Annotated in this window: 20 protein-coding genes; 6 read left to right on the top strand and 14 right to left on the bottom strand. The window is 34.4% G+C overall.

The window, feature by feature from the left end; all coding sequences use genetic code 11:
• Window positions 1-91: 91 nt before the first annotated feature.
• The 8 genes from ACQKN3_RS14820 to ACQKN3_RS14855 all read right to left on the bottom strand — a co-directional run bounded on the left by ACQKN3_RS14820 (window position 92) and on the right by ACQKN3_RS14855 (window position 6,509).
• Window positions 92-580, bottom strand: a complete 489-nt coding sequence (locus ACQKN3_RS14820) for a hypothetical protein (RefSeq protein ID WP_427712772.1) — start codon at window positions 578-580, stop codon at window positions 92-94.
• A 32-nt stretch (window positions 581-612) separates the two neighbouring features.
• Window positions 613-1,899 carry a glutathionylspermidine synthase family protein gene (locus ACQKN3_RS14825; RefSeq protein ID WP_427712774.1) on the bottom strand — a complete coding sequence of 429 codons (1,287 nt, stop codon included), beginning with the start codon at window positions 1,897-1,899 and terminating at the stop codon, window positions 613-615.
• Between the two features lie 20 nt (window positions 1,900-1,919).
• Entirely contained in the window at window positions 1,920-2,585 is a 666-nt protein-coding gene (locus ACQKN3_RS14830; protein WP_427712776.1) for a hypothetical protein, read from the bottom strand.
• A 25-nt stretch (window positions 2,586-2,610) separates the two neighbouring features.
• Window positions 2,611-3,045 carry a hypothetical protein gene (locus tag ACQKN3_RS14835; RefSeq protein ID WP_427712779.1) on the bottom strand — a complete coding sequence of 145 codons (435 nt, stop codon included), beginning with the start codon at window positions 3,043-3,045 and terminating at the stop codon, window positions 2,611-2,613.
• A 248-nt stretch (window positions 3,046-3,293) separates the two neighbouring features.
• Window positions 3,294-3,926, bottom strand: coding sequence for a hypothetical protein (locus ACQKN3_RS14840; protein WP_427712782.1), 633 nt, complete (start codon window positions 3,924-3,926; stop codon window positions 3,294-3,296).
• A gap of 447 nt (window positions 3,927-4,373) precedes the next feature.
• The gene (locus ACQKN3_RS14845; protein ID WP_427712785.1) at window positions 4,374-4,952 is read right to left on the bottom strand and encodes a hypothetical protein; all 579 of its coding nucleotides are present in this window, start codon (window positions 4,950-4,952) and stop codon (window positions 4,374-4,376) included.
• Window positions 4,930-5,190, bottom strand: coding sequence for a hypothetical protein (locus ACQKN3_RS14850; RefSeq protein WP_427712788.1), 261 nt, complete (start codon window positions 5,188-5,190; stop codon window positions 4,930-4,932). The genes ACQKN3_RS14845 and ACQKN3_RS14850 overlap by 23 nt, the downstream gene beginning before the upstream one ends.
• A gap of 20 nt (window positions 5,191-5,210) precedes the next feature.
• The gene (locus ACQKN3_RS14855) at window positions 5,211-6,509 is read right to left on the bottom strand and encodes a ubiquitin-like domain-containing protein (protein WP_427712791.1); all 1,299 of its coding nucleotides are present in this window, start codon (window positions 6,507-6,509) and stop codon (window positions 5,211-5,213) included.
• A 418-nt stretch (window positions 6,510-6,927) separates the two neighbouring features.
• Between ACQKN3_RS14855 and ACQKN3_RS14860 the strand changes: the two genes are divergently transcribed.
• Together ACQKN3_RS14860 and ACQKN3_RS14865 are read left to right on the top strand one after the other, a co-directional pair.
• Complete coding sequence (locus ACQKN3_RS14860; RefSeq protein ID WP_427712793.1) at window positions 6,928-7,278, top strand: short-chain dehydrogenase; 351 nt, start codon at window positions 6,928-6,930, stop codon at window positions 7,276-7,278.
• Between the two features lie 359 nt (window positions 7,279-7,637).
• Window positions 7,638-8,408, top strand: coding sequence for an SDR family NAD(P)-dependent oxidoreductase (locus tag ACQKN3_RS14865; RefSeq protein ID WP_427712796.1), 771 nt, complete (start codon window positions 7,638-7,640; stop codon window positions 8,406-8,408).
• 48 nt (window positions 8,409-8,456) lie between these two features.
• Here the strand turns inward: ACQKN3_RS14865 and ACQKN3_RS14870 are convergent, their stop codons facing one another.
• Complete coding sequence (locus ACQKN3_RS14870; protein WP_427713001.1) at window positions 8,457-9,662, bottom strand: AraC family transcriptional regulator; 1,206 nt, start codon at window positions 9,660-9,662, stop codon at window positions 8,457-8,459.
• Between the two features lie 453 nt (window positions 9,663-10,115).
• On the opposite strand from ACQKN3_RS14870, the gene ACQKN3_RS14875 reads away from it, so the two are divergent.
• Together ACQKN3_RS14875 and ACQKN3_RS14880 are read left to right on the top strand one after the other, a co-directional pair.
• Window positions 10,116-10,436 carry an ArsR/SmtB family transcription factor gene (locus ACQKN3_RS14875; protein ID WP_427712798.1) on the top strand — a complete coding sequence of 107 codons (321 nt, stop codon included), beginning with the start codon at window positions 10,116-10,118 and terminating at the stop codon, window positions 10,434-10,436.
• Between the two features lie 144 nt (window positions 10,437-10,580).
• Complete coding sequence (locus ACQKN3_RS14880; RefSeq protein WP_427713004.1) at window positions 10,581-13,061, top strand: heavy metal translocating P-type ATPase; 2,481 nt, start codon at window positions 10,581-10,583, stop codon at window positions 13,059-13,061.
• 248 nt (window positions 13,062-13,309) lie between these two features.
• Here the strand turns inward: ACQKN3_RS14880 and ACQKN3_RS14885 are convergent, their stop codons facing one another.
• Window positions 13,310-13,720 (bottom strand): Lrp/AsnC family transcriptional regulator, encoded by a 411-nt coding sequence (locus ACQKN3_RS14885; RefSeq protein WP_427712801.1) that lies wholly within the window; start codon window positions 13,718-13,720, stop codon window positions 13,310-13,312.
• Window positions 13,721-13,849: 129 nt separating this feature from the next.
• Here ACQKN3_RS14885 and ACQKN3_RS14890 point away from each other — a divergent pair, with 129 nt between their 5' ends.
• Both ACQKN3_RS14890 and ACQKN3_RS14895 read left to right on the top strand, forming a co-directional pair.
• Window positions 13,850-14,626 (top strand): MBL fold metallo-hydrolase, encoded by a 777-nt coding sequence (locus tag ACQKN3_RS14890; RefSeq protein WP_427712804.1) that lies wholly within the window; start codon window positions 13,850-13,852, stop codon window positions 14,624-14,626.
• Window positions 14,627-14,672: 46 nt separating this feature from the next.
• Window positions 14,673-15,080, top strand: coding sequence for an ester cyclase (locus ACQKN3_RS14895; protein ID WP_427712807.1), 408 nt, complete (start codon window positions 14,673-14,675; stop codon window positions 15,078-15,080).
• 388 nt (window positions 15,081-15,468) lie between these two features.
• Here ACQKN3_RS14895 and ACQKN3_RS14900 read toward each other — a convergent pair whose 3' ends face one another.
• From ACQKN3_RS14900 to ACQKN3_RS14915, 4 genes are read right to left on the bottom strand one after another with little or no spacing between them, the layout of a single operon-like run.
• Window positions 15,469-16,371: a DNA adenine methylase gene (locus ACQKN3_RS14900; RefSeq protein WP_427712810.1), complete on the bottom strand. Its 903-nt coding sequence runs from the start codon at window positions 16,369-16,371 to the stop codon at window positions 15,469-15,471.
• Window positions 16,346-16,564: a hypothetical protein gene (locus ACQKN3_RS14905; RefSeq protein ID WP_427712812.1), complete on the bottom strand. Its 219-nt coding sequence runs from the start codon at window positions 16,562-16,564 to the stop codon at window positions 16,346-16,348. Before ACQKN3_RS14905 ends, ACQKN3_RS14900 begins: the two co-directional genes overlap by 26 nt.
• Before the next feature lie 22 nt (window positions 16,565-16,586).
• On the bottom strand, window positions 16,587-17,096 hold the full coding sequence (locus ACQKN3_RS14910; RefSeq protein ID WP_427712815.1) for a hypothetical protein: 510 nt from the start codon (window positions 17,094-17,096) through the stop codon (window positions 16,587-16,589).
• Window positions 17,097-17,098: 2 nt separating this feature from the next.
• On the bottom strand, window positions 17,099-17,410 hold the full coding sequence (locus tag ACQKN3_RS14915) for a hypothetical protein (RefSeq protein WP_427712817.1): 312 nt from the start codon (window positions 17,408-17,410) through the stop codon (window positions 17,099-17,101).
• Window positions 17,411-17,495 lie beyond the last annotated feature (85 nt).

Below are 17,495 nucleotides of genomic sequence, written 5' to 3' on the forward strand. Positions count from 1 at the left end.
ACTAACCTATACTAACGGTGACTGTTTTATCCAAAACAGACCATTAGTATAGCTAGTGGACGAAATCCTTGTAAAACAGACCACTAAATAATTAGCAATTTATCTCTTTCCACACTTCATTATTTTCAGTGATATATAGCTGTGTTGCTACATTTAATTCGGATAAAAAGTTTTCGGCATCTTGTACCGTATCAAATGCAAACTTAGGTAGTGGTTGGTCTTTCTCAAAACGATGAAGTAATAACGAATTATTTGTAGGATATAGAGCTAAGTTGAAACGTTCACTATGAGCGGGCTCTACAATAAATTGTTCTACATCGCTTTTATTTCCTTCTATTGAATGTAATTCGGTCAATCGAGCCAGACCTTCCTTTTTAGATTTCTGCAGCTCAATAGTACGTACACTCTTTTTAAATAGACCGCGCGGTATTGTTGAATAAATTAACAATACAACAAAACCATCTTCATACATTCCAAGTAATCGCTTATCCTGTAGTTCCAAATAATATTCATATCTGTTACGCGACTGTTGGAAATTCCAAAAATAAATAATTCTACAATTTCTTTTATTCTTAATCAAAACTTATGTACACCTCTGTTGAAATAAATCCTTTACACACGATCGTCCTCTGTTACCATGCCAATCGCAAGCCAATGGGAATCCCACTCGGTAATATCGTTCCCTACACGACAAGCAAAGCCACAGGCGCGGTTATCTGCTACAAACGAACCGATAAGCCATTTTTTTATATGCTTCCCATCTTTAAGCGTTATTTCGACTTCTGGCATTTGAATGTATTGCTGATACACATATAAATTATCGGTGTAATGAGTAAATTGCGAAGTTGCTAATATATCACCATTAGCTTTATGAATTTCGATTGTATTACCCTCTCTGGCATATACCGGCTTTTTTACATAAGCTGAATTGTTTACTATGAATGGCTCAGCTGACAGATAGGTTGGTAGCATGTACTTTTCAATAGCCACACGTTCTTCTTTTGTAAACAATTTAGGATCGTTGCGACGTTCCCAAATAAGCCATAATAAAATTTTCGATTGTAATACATATGCAGCAGGTGAATTTATGATAGCCAACTGACGATCTTTAACAAGCTCTAGCAATGAAAGACCAATTCGAGATGCTTCTTCATCATTAGAAATATCATCAACTAAAAATTCCAATGGGTGAGCTGGGCGATATAAAATATCAATACGCCCCATGTTTGGTGTGTATAGCCCCCTTTCAATTGTGCCTGTGTCTTGTTCGTAAATAATTAACTGTGTAATCGGCACAAATTCGAGCTCGAATGGAAGGATGCTCTGTAAGTATTTAACGTGTGTGTATTCCTCAATATCTTCTTCTGCCTGTTTACCTGTAATAACAACCTTTAACGGACTTTTAATTGGTTTATTTAAGTAATGTAAGGCAGATAACAAACCTTGTGACAAGCTCTTTACCAAGACTTTTTCATTGTTTTTATTAGATAACTGAAACTCATCACACAAAAATTGATTCATTCTGAATGTTTCTGTTATGAGGAAAGGTGTATCACCATTTAATTCGATCACTTTAATCTGACCATCTTCGGAACAAATAAAATCAAAGCGTGCAAGTATCGACTGTTGCTGTAAATAATCTAAATGTATGTAAGGTATCATTTCTTCCCTAATACCTAATGCAAGTAACTGTTGGGGCTGTAAATGCTTGAACTGTTTAGCGACCTTTTGAAAGATTTTCCATAAAATATTAGTAGCATACTCTAATTCGCTAATAGTCGCTTCAGATAAAGGCATTACATTATATAGAGCATATTCCAACTGATCAATGTCTGAGAAGAAATCAGGGAATGCTTGATAAAATGCTTCTCGTTTTTCACTATATGTATTGTTGACCATAACTAAATTCCGCCTTTTTCTTATGAAGATGCTGAACCGCCACGCGAAGCTCCGCCTGAACTAAATCCAGATTTTCCGCTTGAATAACTATTGCTACTGTTGCTGTAGCTGTTGGTGTTGCTATTGCTGTAGCTATTGTTGGTACTGCTGTTATTACTGCTGTTGTTGTTGCTACTGCTTTTTACATTGCCACTGCTATTCGTTGTTTTGCTGGAATTTGCATTAGATTTACTCGATTTATTATTTGGTGATACAACAGCATTATTTATAATGGATTGACGTAATTCTCCGTCTCTCTTGTTCATAGATTTATACATTGAGTTCCCTACCATCGCCCCCACCGTAGCGAACATTAAACCATTGAAAAAGTGCTGCGCATAATACTCGGAATTCTCGTCAAGGCACTCTACAGAGCCGTCGTCGTCTTCCTCCCACTTGTCGCACGTATTGAAAAATTCGCTATCTTCTACGTTTGCCAGTTCTTCTTCAAGTTTCATATCTGCATATTCTTCCTCAGTCATTGTATCGGGAACCGTTTCAATGTCTAAATGTTCATTTTCGGTATTTGGAGTTGAAGATGTGATATTTGATTGATCCAGAATGGTTTCGGAAGGTGCCGTACATCCAGCTAATACCATAGCTGATACCGTTGTTAATGCTGATAATTTCATTAATTTATTGCTCATGCTATATTCCCCTTATGTTTATGTATTATTTCAATATATAAAACGTAGCTAACGTGGTTAAGGACAAAGCTAACGTTTCAACTAGATTAAATATCAACAAACCGCGTCTATATTTTGAAGGTATTTGCCTTTCGATAAACAAGAGCTTTTCATTAGTAGTTCGGAAAAACACACCCAATTCCTCATTTGTAGTTGTGGGTAGTTCTTGAATAATTCTCAACTCTCTCTTTATTTTATCGGATAAAAACAGTACATTTTGTGCTTTTAAGGTTGATTTTATTAGGTGTGCTCCTTCCCTTATTTCATTTAAAGAAAGCGAACAATTGCCCGGTGAAACTGAATATTGAAAGTGGCAGCCGAAATAAAATTCAGCTGCCCTTTGAACTTCTGAAAAGTTTAAATACAAACATCTCTTAATTAAATATATTTGGATATTACTGGCTTTCTTATCGCCATTCATTAAATTCTTCATCATAAGCAACAGGCTTTCCGAGAATTAGCATAGGCAGTGTAACGATAATTCCTCCACCAATCACTGCCAAAGTTGTAGTAATCATAAAGTATAAAAACCCTCTTCCCCTGAATATCCCACATAATAGGACACAACATTTTTTTAATTTAGCATTGTTTGTATACTTGGTCTAGAATACGTTGAGCAGATCCTTTGTTTCTTTTTATTTCTTGCACCATTCTACTGGAAATGTATAATCAGTCACGCCAATTTTTTATTATAAAATCGTTTACAGTATCCTTCAGTTTTGTAATAGGTACACTTACTTCATTTACTATCCGCGAAAGTAAATCGGCTAGTGACAGCTTTTCTCCAACCTCATCAACATCGTTTACATAAACTAATATCTGTTGTAGCTCATTTAATTGACCAGGCATTAATTCAGTTGTGAGGTATTTTTTTACATACGAATTAATAAAATCATAATCGTGCATAGCAGCATCTAACAGTATTGCGCACACTCGCGTTGGACTAACATCAAGCGCATAAGCTAGAGCAGATACAATTTCATAATCTCTCTGTTTCAACCGCGTTGTAACCTGTTCTCTTTCTCCTTCCTCTCTTTTTGCGATTCGCGGCATTTCAATATTCCCTCGAAAGATAGTATCGTTCATATGAATTTGCCTACGAAAATACTTAGATAAATCATCTACTATTTTGCGACTATTTATAGAGTGAAGGATCATTTGCTCAACTACGTCCTTTACACTTGTTTTTGTAATATATGATAGTCGATAAATGGCATCTTTCAATTCCACTAGAATGGTAGGCTTTACATCACGCTTCTTATCACTTCTGTGTCGTTTCCCCTTTGTTTCTACCCCAACCATGAATATCCCCCCATTTTTCTGAGTTTACAATATGGAATCTTTCTTTTATTCCTAGACTTAACCCAGTGTATGAAAAGGGAAGAGCGTTCTATGCTGAAAAACTGGCTGTTTTTTTGGACTTTTTTATCCTATGGAAACACTCATTCATTCCTAGATTTATCTGTATCTCCTAAAAAATTAGTTGTATAAAAATGTTTTATATAGGTAACACTTGGAGTAAGGAGTTGAAGGAAAATGAGCAAAAAAGAAAAGGCAAAAGTTTTAGCAAAAAAATTAATTGAAGAAAATAAAAAGTACGGATTCCCTACTAAAAAGAAAACAAAAAAAGAAACGACTGATTAGCTTCAGCTAATATAGTCGTTTCTTTTTTTGTTTTTATAATAGAAATTTAAAAATATATGGATATACGTATATATAGATATATTTTGACAGGCGGATGCGCGGAGATTAACTTTCTAAATCTTTCAGCAGATAATAAATATCCATTCCTACCAATATACATAAAATCGCTACAACGATTAAACTCTTAAAATTGTTACGTTTCAATGCTTGCCTTAACTGTCTATAATACAAATATTCATCATTTAAATTAGCTGTTTTAATAAACTGCTCGGCAAAATCAAAAGCTTCAACTTCCGTTGGGTAAAAATAATAAAATAAGTTGTAGTAAGCAGTCTTGAAAGGACCGCGCCGTAGCCAATGATTCTTCATTGTCCATTGTTTGTAATGCATTAATTCATGTGCCAGCGTTGCAACTGAATCTTCCCTAATTATAATCACGCCTTTATGATTGAAAGGAAAAGGAAGCTTTCTATGTAAAAACAACCCTTTAGCTTTTGTATCTGCTCGATTGCCATAGGCTTTGACAAAAGCGCTAATGCTCACTGATTTATTGTCTGCATATAGGATTTTTGGTAAGCCCTTTAAATTTAAAGCTGCCTTAATGCTTTGTTCATACTGTCTACATTTATATTGTGCACTCATTTTTAATTCCTTAGATTTATTAATGTATTTTCCGATGATCATTTCTATAAGAATATACACCCGGTTGCAGCATATCTAAGAAGCAGTACATAATATTTATTCTGCCATCATTAAAAATTCGGATTAAATGATTTTCAGTGTCATTAAAGAAGGCAATAACCGGTTCATCAATAATCTGGATTCTCTGATAGATGAAATCTTTGTACGTTATTTGTTGATATAATGATACTTCCGCTAAATTTTTAATTTCTTCTAACGTTTCAACCTTAATTCCCATCATTTCTACCCCTTCCTTTATTTTTACAATATCAGTAGTTTTACTCTTTTTCGTCCCCAAATAAATGCTTCACTATTGGAGTGCATTAACACATCAATACGGTCATTTTTTATATCTCCACCTGTGTCGGCAGCAATGGCGTACCCATACCCCTCAACCCACACTTTCGACCCTAGCGGGATAACGCTTGGATCTACCGCTATTACTTTGATGTTGGTATTAATACGAACATTGATACCCATTTTTGTAATACCTGAACAACCTGTGCAAAACGGTGTGTAAGCTGTTGCTTCTACGTACAATTCTTGTTTACTGCTTGTCGGTTCATTATCTACTGTTGCAAAAACACTTGAAGCATCGTGTAAATAATTATCTGAAGAAAGGTCATTGGAATAATCATTTGAGCTATCACTTATAGATTGCTCAGGAGTCGCGGCTACAATTGGTTCAACAATCTTTGTACCAACTGAAATGACCTCGGTAACTGGCTCTCTAGTAACTTCCTCAGCGATAACCGATTTGGCAACAACCTTACCATTTTCTTTCACAATTTCATATGTACGCTCTTTTTTCCCATTACGGCCTTCCGAATAAACTTCCTTTTTACCAGCTAATAAATTGGGTTCTTGTTTCTTTTCAGTAGAAAAGGCAACGGATTCCTCAACAACTTCGGTTTCCTTCTCAACGCGGATCACTTTTAATTTCGTATCAGCTTTAATATAGGAATCAAAACTGTAGTTCACTCGGTCCAATTCCCCTAATTTAATATTTTTTTCCTTTAGAAAATTACTAACTGTAGTAAAAGTTGTCCAATATTTTTTAATATCAAGCCCATCAACTACTGTTACTTGAAATGCTTGTTGTATAATGATTTCTCGGTTCTTATCCACTTCACTATCGAGTGCAACTGACAACTTATCATGTAGCCCCACGGTAATATTCGCTTCAGCTAAAATATCTTTCACGAGCTTATCTGTCGTCCATACTTTGATTACTTCATCATTCAATTTAATACTGATCGGTTTTGCGTGTTCCCAGTAAACCGTCATACCTTCTTCAATCTTTGAACCGCCTGAAGGTGAAAGTTTGTCATGCTCCGTTATTTCTAACTTCTTTTCCTTTAATAATTGGTCTACTGTATGTGCATGGGTAGAAACGACTTTCTCCCCCTCATTGGTAACAAGTTTCACTTCAACTTTAGTTACTTGGTATATAAAAATTCCAACCACTATAAGTAATATAATTATTAAAAAGCCGATAATTAATCGTTTTTTGGCTTTACGTTTTGGCGATAATAATTGGTCAATCGTAATGTCATTCAATAAAAAAACGCCTCCCTTAAATACAATTTTAGTATAGGTTGGCGAGTTATGCGACGACGATCCTTGTCCTTTTATGAAATTATTAATACAGATGTAGCTTTAAAATAAGGTTTGAACAAAATCCCCTTAAATCTTTATTTTATAATAAATAAAAAGAAGCCATAAAAAAAAGATGCCTCAAAATAGATTCTCCCTTAGTAGTTATAAGTTAGTTTTTTATAAAAATTTGATTATTTTCTTACTGTGTTACTCAACAATAGCGCCCGATTGTTGCATAAGGTAGGATTAGATTTATACATTTACAATGTTAAGCTATGAGATGATATCAAAAGACGCTTTGGTAACGTTTATTCAACCTTTAATTATTCAAGAAATTTATAGTAGTATTATGATTAACAATAATAAGAGGTGGTTGCTAATGCCCTTAACACACGCATTTGGAATTATAAAAGATATCGATATTACCGAAAAATCCTACAAGAACTATGCACCTGAGAAGTCTCAATGTATTTCTGTAGACGATGAGATAATTACAAATATAATGAAGCCCTTATCGTTAATGAAAACTTATTTCCATTCTTTAAATCGTCCTGAATACGGATTGGCATATCACGGTATTACTATTATTCCTCCAGAATCATTACCCACGTTTTTAGATATAGTTTTATCTACTGATGATTTGAAACAATTTGACGATTTAAATGAACTGGGCCAAAAAATAATGCAAGCAAAAAATGAAAATAAATATATGATTCATTACGGGATTTAAACGTATATTTAAAGATACATGGCCCTTAATGAAAAATGCGATCTTCTTATTGAAGAATCGGGTCCAATTGTTGCATAAGGATGACACTAGCTATTCTCTGTTTAGCACAAAAATAAGATTTTCAGAACAGAAGTATTATTGATGGCTACCAAACTGAATTTTACTTTCCATTACGAAATGAAATATTTTGAAATAATGAAAAATAAAAAACCTATAAATACTTATAAAAATCTTTAAAAATTAGTATTTTACATCAAAGAAGTTGCTTAAAATGAAACCGTACTACAAATCTTTGTTATTGACTAACAGGTTACTTCATTCATTGTAAAGTAATTGTTAGCAAAGAAGGAGAATACATCATGAACAAATTAGTTGGAAAAGTTGCTGTTATTACAGGAGCAGGCGGCGGATTAGGTAAATATATTGCACTTCGCTTCGCAGAAGAAGGTGCTAAACTAGCATTATGTGATATTAATGCAGACGGTCTTAATGAAACAACTGAATTATGCAAAGATAAAGGTGCAGATGTATTTGCAAAAGCATTTGATGCTACTGATCTTAAAGAGTCAACAGCATTTATTTCAGAAACGGTTGCACACTATCAAACTGTAGATATTTTAGTAAATTTAGCAATAGCGATTGAGCCACCTCATTCATTTTTAGAACATACACGTGAGACACTTGATAGAAGCTACCAAACAGGTCTTGTGACAACGTGGGACTTTATGAAACTTTGCTACCCGTACATGAAGGAAAACGGTGGTAAAATTATTAACTTCGGCTCTGGCAGTGGTAATGAAGGACAAGAAGGCTATGCAGCTTATGCAGCGATTAAAGAAGGGATTCGTGCACTATCTCGTGTAGCTGCACGTGAATGGGGTGTAGACAATATTAATGTAAATGTTGTGAACCCAGGTGCTATTACGGATGGTATTCAAGCCTATATTGATCAATTGCCTGAAGAACATCGCTCTCCACTTGCTTTAGGTTTCTCAGAAACAGCGATTCGACGTTTCGGTACGCCGTATGAGGATATTGCACCGGTCGTACTATTTTTAGCAAGTGAGGATTCAAGACATATGACGGGACAAACATTGAATGTTGATGGTGGCGTCATCATTAACGCATAGCTTTCAATGGCAAACGGCTAATCTACAACAGATTAGCCGTTTTTTTTGTTAATAAATGGGTGGATGCTTTCGGTATTCTTTTGGTGTTATACCTGTATAATTTTTAAATAAGTTTGTAAAGTGACTTTGGCTATTAAAATGCAACAGCATGCATATGTCAGCGATGGTTTTGTCCGATTGAATTAATAGCTTTTGTGCTTCCTTTAATTTTTCATCTTGAATATATTTCCCTAGGGGTTTATTTGTTTCTTTTTTGAAGAGCTGTGACAAATAGACAGGATTTAAATGAACGAGGTCAGCTAATTCCTGAATCGAAATGGGTTCAAAAATATGATTAAATATATAATTTTTGCACATATTCACAGCTTTAGAATGCTTACTTTCCTTGTTTTCATTCATCCGGTCAACTAATGAAAATAATAAACTATCACCAATTAAAAATATTTTTTGTAAGTCATGCGTTTCTTCCACTTTTTGAATGCTAAGATCGCTCATTGTATAGGCAATTTCAGGATAAAGCCCACCTTCAATAGCTGCTCTTGTCGCGAGTGCGATATAAATGATGACTTGATTTTTCATGTTACGAAGGTGGCTTTTTTTCGAAAGTTGACTCATTCCTTCCATGTCAATAGATTCTAGATGCTGCAACAGTTTTTCTTTTTTACCTTCTTTTACATATTGCCAAATTTTTTGTTCAATTTTATGGTCCAAATGAAAAGAAGACTCTAAACGAAGATGCCGTATTACCTGTTCAGAATGAGCTAGTTCAATTTCATCCAAATTAAAAATTTGAGATCGCACTTGTTCTCTATCAAGAGGCTCTTGATAAATTAAAAAATACGTAAGTGAGCAGAGGGATACAATTTGTTTTTGATTTAACAATTCTAATTGACTGTAGTACTCGTATAACTCTTCCTGGTAACTTAAAGGAATATGATAATCATGCACAATACCATTTACACTGTTTTCGGTCATTTGGAAGTTAGTGAAAGGTCCGATGATGACTGCTTCGTCTGAAGATACATGTAAGATAATAAATGTTTCTAAATAGTTTGTAATGCGGAGTAAAGGAACGTTTTGCTGGTCCTCAGGTTGAATAAGCCTATTTAGATATAGTTCTACTGAATCAAATATTGGGGACTTTAAGCTTTCGCCAATAGTACGAGTACGCTGACTTTTTTTATTGAAAATAAAAAGTGGAATATTGTAGGTGTCATACACTAGTTGTGAGATATATTCTAAGTTTTGTTTCATCACTATTGCCACTCCTAAATTGGTTAAATAACTTGTCAGTCAATAACTAAGATCCATCAACCTCATTATTATAGACATTCCATGTACTACAAGAAACTAAACAATAAATATCACCCTACAAGGTTATATTTATTTATATTGACACTTTCCACAATCGTATTAGTTATTTAGTGGGAATTATTCTTGAAGTAATCTTCTCCGTTAGTTGAAGTATAACCTTCACAGACCGTCTTTTGGGGCATTTTTTGAAACATCCCTAAAAAAATTGTTATTCAACAATCTGATCCTTTAATTGAACAAGGGACTTTTTTTCAAGAAAAGCGCCCTACCTTCCTTATTCAATTTCCCCTTAAAAAAATTGGTTTCTGAAAGAAAATTGACACACATATTAGAAAAAGCTAATATGATAGTAACATAACGTATTCGTTTTTACTAATATGTAGGAGGTATTTTATGCAAATAATGGATGTAGACATGAAAGTTAAGTTAATTCATGGGTTTTCAAATAAAACAAGAATTCAAATTCTTGAATGTATAAAAGAACAAGAAAAAACAGTTTCTCAAATTATAGAAGAAATTAATGGGAATCAGTCGAACATTTCACAACATCTCGCTTGTTTAAAAGGTTGTGGAATCATTGTCGGTCGAAATGAAGGAAAATACGTTTACTACAGCTTACGGAATCAACAGATAAGAGATTTATTAACCATGTTTGATGTTGTTCTTGAAGATGTAGAAAATGATATGGCATGTTGTGATCGTCATATAGATTAGGAGGAAATTACATTGGCTAAAGAATGCTGTAGCTCAAATAATAGTTCAAAAACAGTCGAAACTAGTTGTTGCAGTTCAACTGTTAAAACGGATTCAAATCAAACAAGTTGTTGTTCAAGTGTCAAGGATTCAGAAAATTCGTCTATTCCGGTTTCGAATCAAGAACAATTGAGTTGTTGTAGTACTAACAGTTCAAATGAATCAGAAGATGAAGAAGTAGCATGTTGTTGTAGTCATTCATCAAAGGAAGCAAGTTCAAGCGCTCTTGAACAACCGTCAAACGGGTCCGATTTAGCTTCTTCATTACCCTTAGAAAAAATGTCATATCGAGTTCATGGAATGGATTGTGGTGCATGTGCCGTAACGATTGAAAAGGGCTTGAGTAAACTTAAAGATATAGCGGAAGTTAAGGTTAATTTCAGCACTGGGAAAATGCAGATTGCTGCGACTAGTTCTGATGCATTACTTCCAATTGAAACAGAAATCAAAAAGCTGGGCTTTTCTGCAGAATCTTTAAAGCAAAAAGAAAATATAAAAACATTTAATATTGTTGGTATGGATTGTAGTAGTTGTGCAAAGAGTATCGAAAATCACATAAGTACCCTTCCATCGGTTAAAAGTGTAAACGTCAATTTCTCTACGGGGAAAATGAAAATTGAACATTCGAATAGTGTACAGGAGATTATCTCGGAAGTTTCTAAAATCGGTTATCAAGCGTCATTAGTAGATAAGAACCTACAGCAACAAGTTGAACAAAAAGGGAAAATATTTAACGGCAATAATTTGGTAATTTTGTCTGGTGTATTGTTGGCTTTTGGATTTATCGGATCATTTGCTGGAATCCCTCCTGTACTATCGACTATTCTATACGCTATTGCAATGGTGATTAGTGGAGTTAAGCCTGTTAGAAGTGCTTTCTATGCACTTAGAAGTCGTTCATTGGATATGAATGTACTCATGTCTGCGGCCGCTATTGGCGCTGCTATTATAGGCGAATGGTTTGAAGGTGCAACCGTTGTTTGGTTATTTGCCATAGGTAACTACCTTCAAAATCGATCAATTGAACGTACTAGAAATTCCATTCGTAATTTAATGGACTTAGCTCCTGCTGAGGCATGGGTTAAAGTTGGAGCAGAGATTTCAAAAGTACCTGTCGATGAAGTCAACGTTGGTGACATTATTGTTGTGAAACCAGGCGAAAAAATCCCACTCGATGGTGAAATCGTCATTGGAGAATCCAGTATTAATCAAGCACCGATTACAGGTGAATCGATTCCTGTAGATAAAACGATTGGCGATACTGTCTATGCAGGAACAATCAACGAACATGGTTCCCTTGATATTAAGGTAACGAAGCTAGTTGAAGATACGACGATTTCAAAAATTATTCTATTAGTCGAAGAGGCACAAGAGAAAAAGGCACCAACAGAAGCCTTTGTCGATAAATTTGCAAGTATTTATACACCGATTGTATTCATTGTGGCATTAGTCATGATGGTACTTCCACCTCTATTAGGTTTTGGCACTTGGGGTGAGTGGTTCTATAAAGGTTTGGAACTACTTGTTGTCGCTTGTCCTTGTGCTTTAGTTATATCTACTCCAGTTGCTATCGTATCAGCAATTGGAAATGCAGCGAAGAATGGTGTTTTAATTAAAGGTGGAACATTCCTAGAAAAAGCAGGTGCTATTACTGCTATCGCATTTGACAAAACTGGTACGTTAACTGAAGGGAAACCGAAAGTAACTGAAATAAAATCTTTCGACAAATCTGAAGAGGAATTACTTTCAATTGCACTCACTCTTGAAGAATATTCAACACACCCTATAGCAAAAGCAATCGTGAATCATGCGAATGAAAAAGGAATAAAATCCAAAAATGGTGATTCATTTAAGAGTATTGTAGGGAAAGGTGTTCAAGCGACGATTCAAGAAGAAACATATTACGCCGGAAATCTAAAATTATTCGAAAATCTCCATATATCATTAGAAAATGTGGTTGAACCTGTTCAAAAAATTCAAAGAAAAGGTAAATCTGTTGTAATCATCGGATCGCAAGAAGGAATCATGGGGATTATCGCTGTTTCTGATACAATCCGAGACACATCTGCAGCTGCATTAAATGCATTACAACAAAGTGGTGTTAAGCAAACAGTCATGTTGACAGGAGATAATGAAGGAACAGCAAAATTAATTGCATCCGAATCAAATGTAAACCGTTATTTTGCAGAATTATTACCAGAAGACAAAGTAGATGCCGTTAAGCAATTACAAAATGAAGGACATAAAGTAGCAATGGTTGGAGACGGTATAAATGATGCTCCTGCACTCGCAACAGCCGATTTAGGTATTGCCATGGGTGGTGCTGGAACAGATACTGCTATGGAGACAGCAGATATAGTTTTAATGGCTGATAATCTTGAAAAATTACCGCATACAATGAAGTTAAGTAAAAAAGCGTTACGAATTATTAAGCAAAATATTTGGTTCTCTATCATCATAAAAGTCGCTGCTCTAGCTTTAATTTTCCCAGGATACCTTACACTTTGGATGGCCGTATTAAGTGATACAGGCGCTGCTTTGATTGTCATTTTAAATTCAATCAGATTACTTAAATTTAAAGGATGAAACATAAAAAAGATGCTTCTAAATCAGAGGCATCTCTTTTGTAGTTATTTTAAATTCTCAACTTTCATAATAATGAAATCTTATTTAAAACTTACCATTTCAATAATAATCTCTTTGCTTTCAAGACAACTAGTTGTTCAAAAATATGGCCCTTTAATGGAATAACTAATAAAAGCACCATTTTTCTTGAATTAACCCAACAGTTTAGTTTGGCTACCTTTCCTCAAAGTCCCATTTCTATCGATACACTATTTACTTATAACAATCGATAATTTATAGTTAGCATGTTTATTTAGTTCTTCTAAAAATTGATTCATTAACTCGTTGGAAGGAAATCTACATTCAAGAATATAACAACCATCTCCACTGATTTTATAATTATTTATTAAATATTCATCTTGCGTTTTAATAAATGACAGATAAGGTTGATGAAAAATACTTTCTGTAATAATGGTAATAAAAGCATGTATATAACAACCTAATTTAACTCGGTTTACTTTAATCGTATACCCTTCAATAACTCCACTGTCCTCTAATTTTGCCACTCTTGCCGATGTGGCCGGTCCAGTCAAATGGACTTTTTCTCCTAATTCTTTCATTGTAATTCGACTGTTTCTTGATAATTCATCTAAGATCTTCATGTCCGTATAATCCAACATTTATTTAATTCCTTTCATTAATAAAGTAAAACGGTCAAAAGACTTTATTTAATCTATGTATCCGTCAATGGGTCATAGTATAGACTATACATTGTTCCAAGAAATTTTCAAAAAAAAGGAGTTTATATCATGAATATACATCAAATTCGTAATGCAACAATCGTTGTTGAATACGCAGGGAAAAAATTTTTAGTCGATCCAATGTTTGCAGAAAAAGGGACTCTTCCAGCCTTTGGTTCGGATGTAGGTTTACCACCTGCACCAAGACAAGATCAAAAAAATCCTTTAGTCAGCTTACCGATGTCCATTGAGAATATTATCTCTAATGTTAATGCTGTTATTGTTACTCACATGCATTTAGACCACTGGGATGAGGCTGCAATAGAAGCATTGCCAAAAGATATTAAAGTTTTTGCTCAAAATGGTGAAGATGCAACAGAAATTAAAAACGCCGGTTTCATAAATGTTGATATTTTAGAAGAGGATACTGTTTTTGAAGGAGTCCACTTAATTAAAACAAAAGGCGAACACGGTAGAGGTGAAATCTTACAGCATGCGGGTCATACATGTGGTATTGTCTTTAAACATGCAAATGAGAAAACATTATATGTTGCTGGAGATACAGTTTGGTATGAAGCTGTGCAAGAAGTAATCGATACGCATAATCCAGAAATCATTGTACTCAATGCAGGAGACAACCAATTCCTTGTGGGTGGTTCTCTGGTTATGGGCAAAGATGACGTCTATGAGGTAGTAAAGGCTGCTCCGAACGCTAAAATTGTTGCTGTTCATATGGAAGCTGTAAACCATTGGGGATTATCAAGAGAAGAATTAAAAAGCTTTATTAATGAAAAAGGAATTTCTAATGTATTAGTACCAGATGATGGAGAATCTTATTCATTTTAAGATAATTGATGCATCTTAAAATTTAATTGAAAGTTGGTTTGGAAGCATGTCAGTAGAAGCTAATAAAGAATTAGTTCGCAGTTTTTTTGATACAATTGAACAAGAAAACTATGAAGCACTTAAAGATTTTTGCCATAAAGACTATGTATTTTACCCACAAATTGACACACCATATCCGGGTGTAGAAGGCCTTATTGAATCAGAAAAGAAGAACTTTGATGCTTTCCCGGGCTTTAAAATGCCCATTGTAGAAATGGTAGCTGAACGAGATCTTGTTGCCGCTTATTTTATCTTTGAAGGAAAACATACTGGTATCCCATTTGCCGGTGTACCCGCAAATGGAAAAGACGCTAAATTTTCTCTTATGATACTTTTACGTATTTCTGAAGGTGAAATTATTGAGCAAAGATCTTTTGTAGATGTTCATGATATCATTCGACAAATAAAGGATTAACTTTAAATTTATTGTATGGAAAGAGACCCTTTTAGGGTCTCTTTTATTCCAAGTAAGACCTATATGCCATTTAGGCATTACTCCACAATATGGCCCTTTAATTGAATAACTTTATTTTCATTTCAAAGGTTCTTAATTCAAAAGAAAAACCGAAATTCCCTCTTAGAAATAGGAAATTCCGGTACACTTTTTTTCAAAACGGTACATCTTTTATAAAAACAGTACATCTTTATTTATAATCTACACGTAAGCTGTAGGATCGGTTTCACGTAAGTTGTTTAGTGCAACTGAAATATCTTTACCAAAAGCCAATAGTTTTCTCCTTTATATATGACCAATCTTCATATCAGTCATTTTTATTGTTGCGGTAACTTTTACTAGGAAAAAGTTAGATTGAATATTGTCGTCCTATAACCTCTCGCTGTTCCACTTTATTATAAATACCATCAATAAAATCGTGAAAATCATATGTAACTATTACGTCCGAGCTTGGAAAGCTATCATGAATTGTTTGCAACGTCCAAGCTAAATTTATATGATCCTTCTCTGTAAAAAACAAGTTATATAAGGCGTGGCCTTTTTCAAAATAAGGTGGATCAATAAATAGCGTGGCATTCTCTTCCCAAAAATGATTTTCAATAAAAGTTACTGCATCTTCACAATGAATTTCTATCTTATCGGCCAGTGCATAAATGCCATTAATACGGCTGATTAATGTACGCGGATTCCACCTTGATGTTAAACTCTTTATATCACCGTTTTTACCGCCTAATGGATTAGCTTTAGCAATACCACTATAAGCAAGGCGATTTACAAGTAGCGTTATCCATGCTGCCTCCAACATGTCTAAATGACGGTAATCAGACTTAATTAATTGTTGTGCCTGAAAAAAAGCCTTATGAGTAGGTTTAAAAGATTCAATTCGACTAATTAATGTATCTGGCATGTGCAAAATCGTCCACCACAAACTATAAATACCATAGTCCAGGTCGTTTAATATGAGTTTTTTTGCAACTCCAGCTTCGAGCAAAGAAATCTCAAACGCACCCCCACCTAAAAAAGGTGAAATAAGCGTATCGCATTTTTCCGGTCGCAATAACGTTGATAAGTAATCAATCATCCTACTTTTTCCTCCAGGATAACGTAATGGTGACAAGCGCTTTTTTAATGGGGCAATAGCTGTTACTTTTTCATGAAGATCCAGATTTTCCAATTGAACCTTTAAAGAGTCTTTCAAATTCTGAAGATATATTTCCGCCTTTAATTCATCTGTTAAAATTGTAACTACCACTACTACCTTGTCGAGATTTTCCACGCGGTCTTAAATATTCATCCAATTCCAATCCCTCTGTCGTTTTAATGCGGCCTGTAGGGGTTACACGAGCGACTTTATGTTCGATAAATCCTTTTCCTTTTTCACCCCAATATCGGTAATACCATTCCACTATAATTTCGCCAACCGCAACTTTGACTGGTTCTTTCATTTAATTTTCACCTCTATATTTTTTATTCAAATACTGCGTTTGTAACTATGTCCAATAATTTTTCCATTGCACCCGATTTATAAAGAGACATTTCATACGGGTGTGCATCTTGTGAGTGATTATTAGCACCATCATTTTCTAAGTATTGTTCGACTTCTTTTTTTGTTAAAAAGACCTGATTATTAACTATGAAGCTCACTTGTTGTTGCGGCACCGATATGGCTTCTGTATCAACATGCTCATGCACCCACGCTAATATTTCATCTTCACCAAGTGAATCAAGGTTATCTAAAATATTGGTAGCCTCTCCTTCTAAACTGAATAGCTCAATTAAATTGTTAAATGTTTCTTTATCTGGTTGTAACAATTCATATGTAAATGGTGAATAGATCGCAAAACAATCTTTTGAAGCTGGCACACATAATTCATATTTATAATCCATTACAGTCCACAACGAGGTTTTGTGCTTTTTTTCATCAACTTTGAGTTGGCTTTGCAATTCTTTTAAAAACTGGGTCTGTGAAACGTTCATTCTTAATTTTCCTCCCTGCAATCTTCGCATAATGTATTAACCGCTGTTCGTGCATCCTCATTAAAAGGATCACCGCAATTTTCGCATCTTTGCTTTAGTACCTCTGTATTTTCCTCATACCATTTAATAATGATGTTCAAAAAATCTGGAATATCAGACGTATCTAATTCTGTTGATGAATTTGCAATAATTAAATCCAATACTTTATTTTGATTTTCGTCTAATTCAATGCCCTCTTGCTTAGCTGTATATACCATTGATTTAAAGGCTGTTTGCATAAAATTCTCGGTGAGAATTTGAAGTTGGTTTGCCATTCATCAAAACCTCGATTTCTATTTATCTTGACATAATCATAATATCGTTCACTATCCATGTCAAGTTTTTATATTTAATATTAAT

The sequence above is a fragment of the Solibacillus sp. NPDC093137 genome (assembly GCF_050280445.1).
In the GTDB taxonomy this organism is placed as follows: domain Bacteria; phylum Bacillota; class Bacilli; order Bacillales_A; family Planococcaceae; genus Solibacillus; species Solibacillus isronensis_B.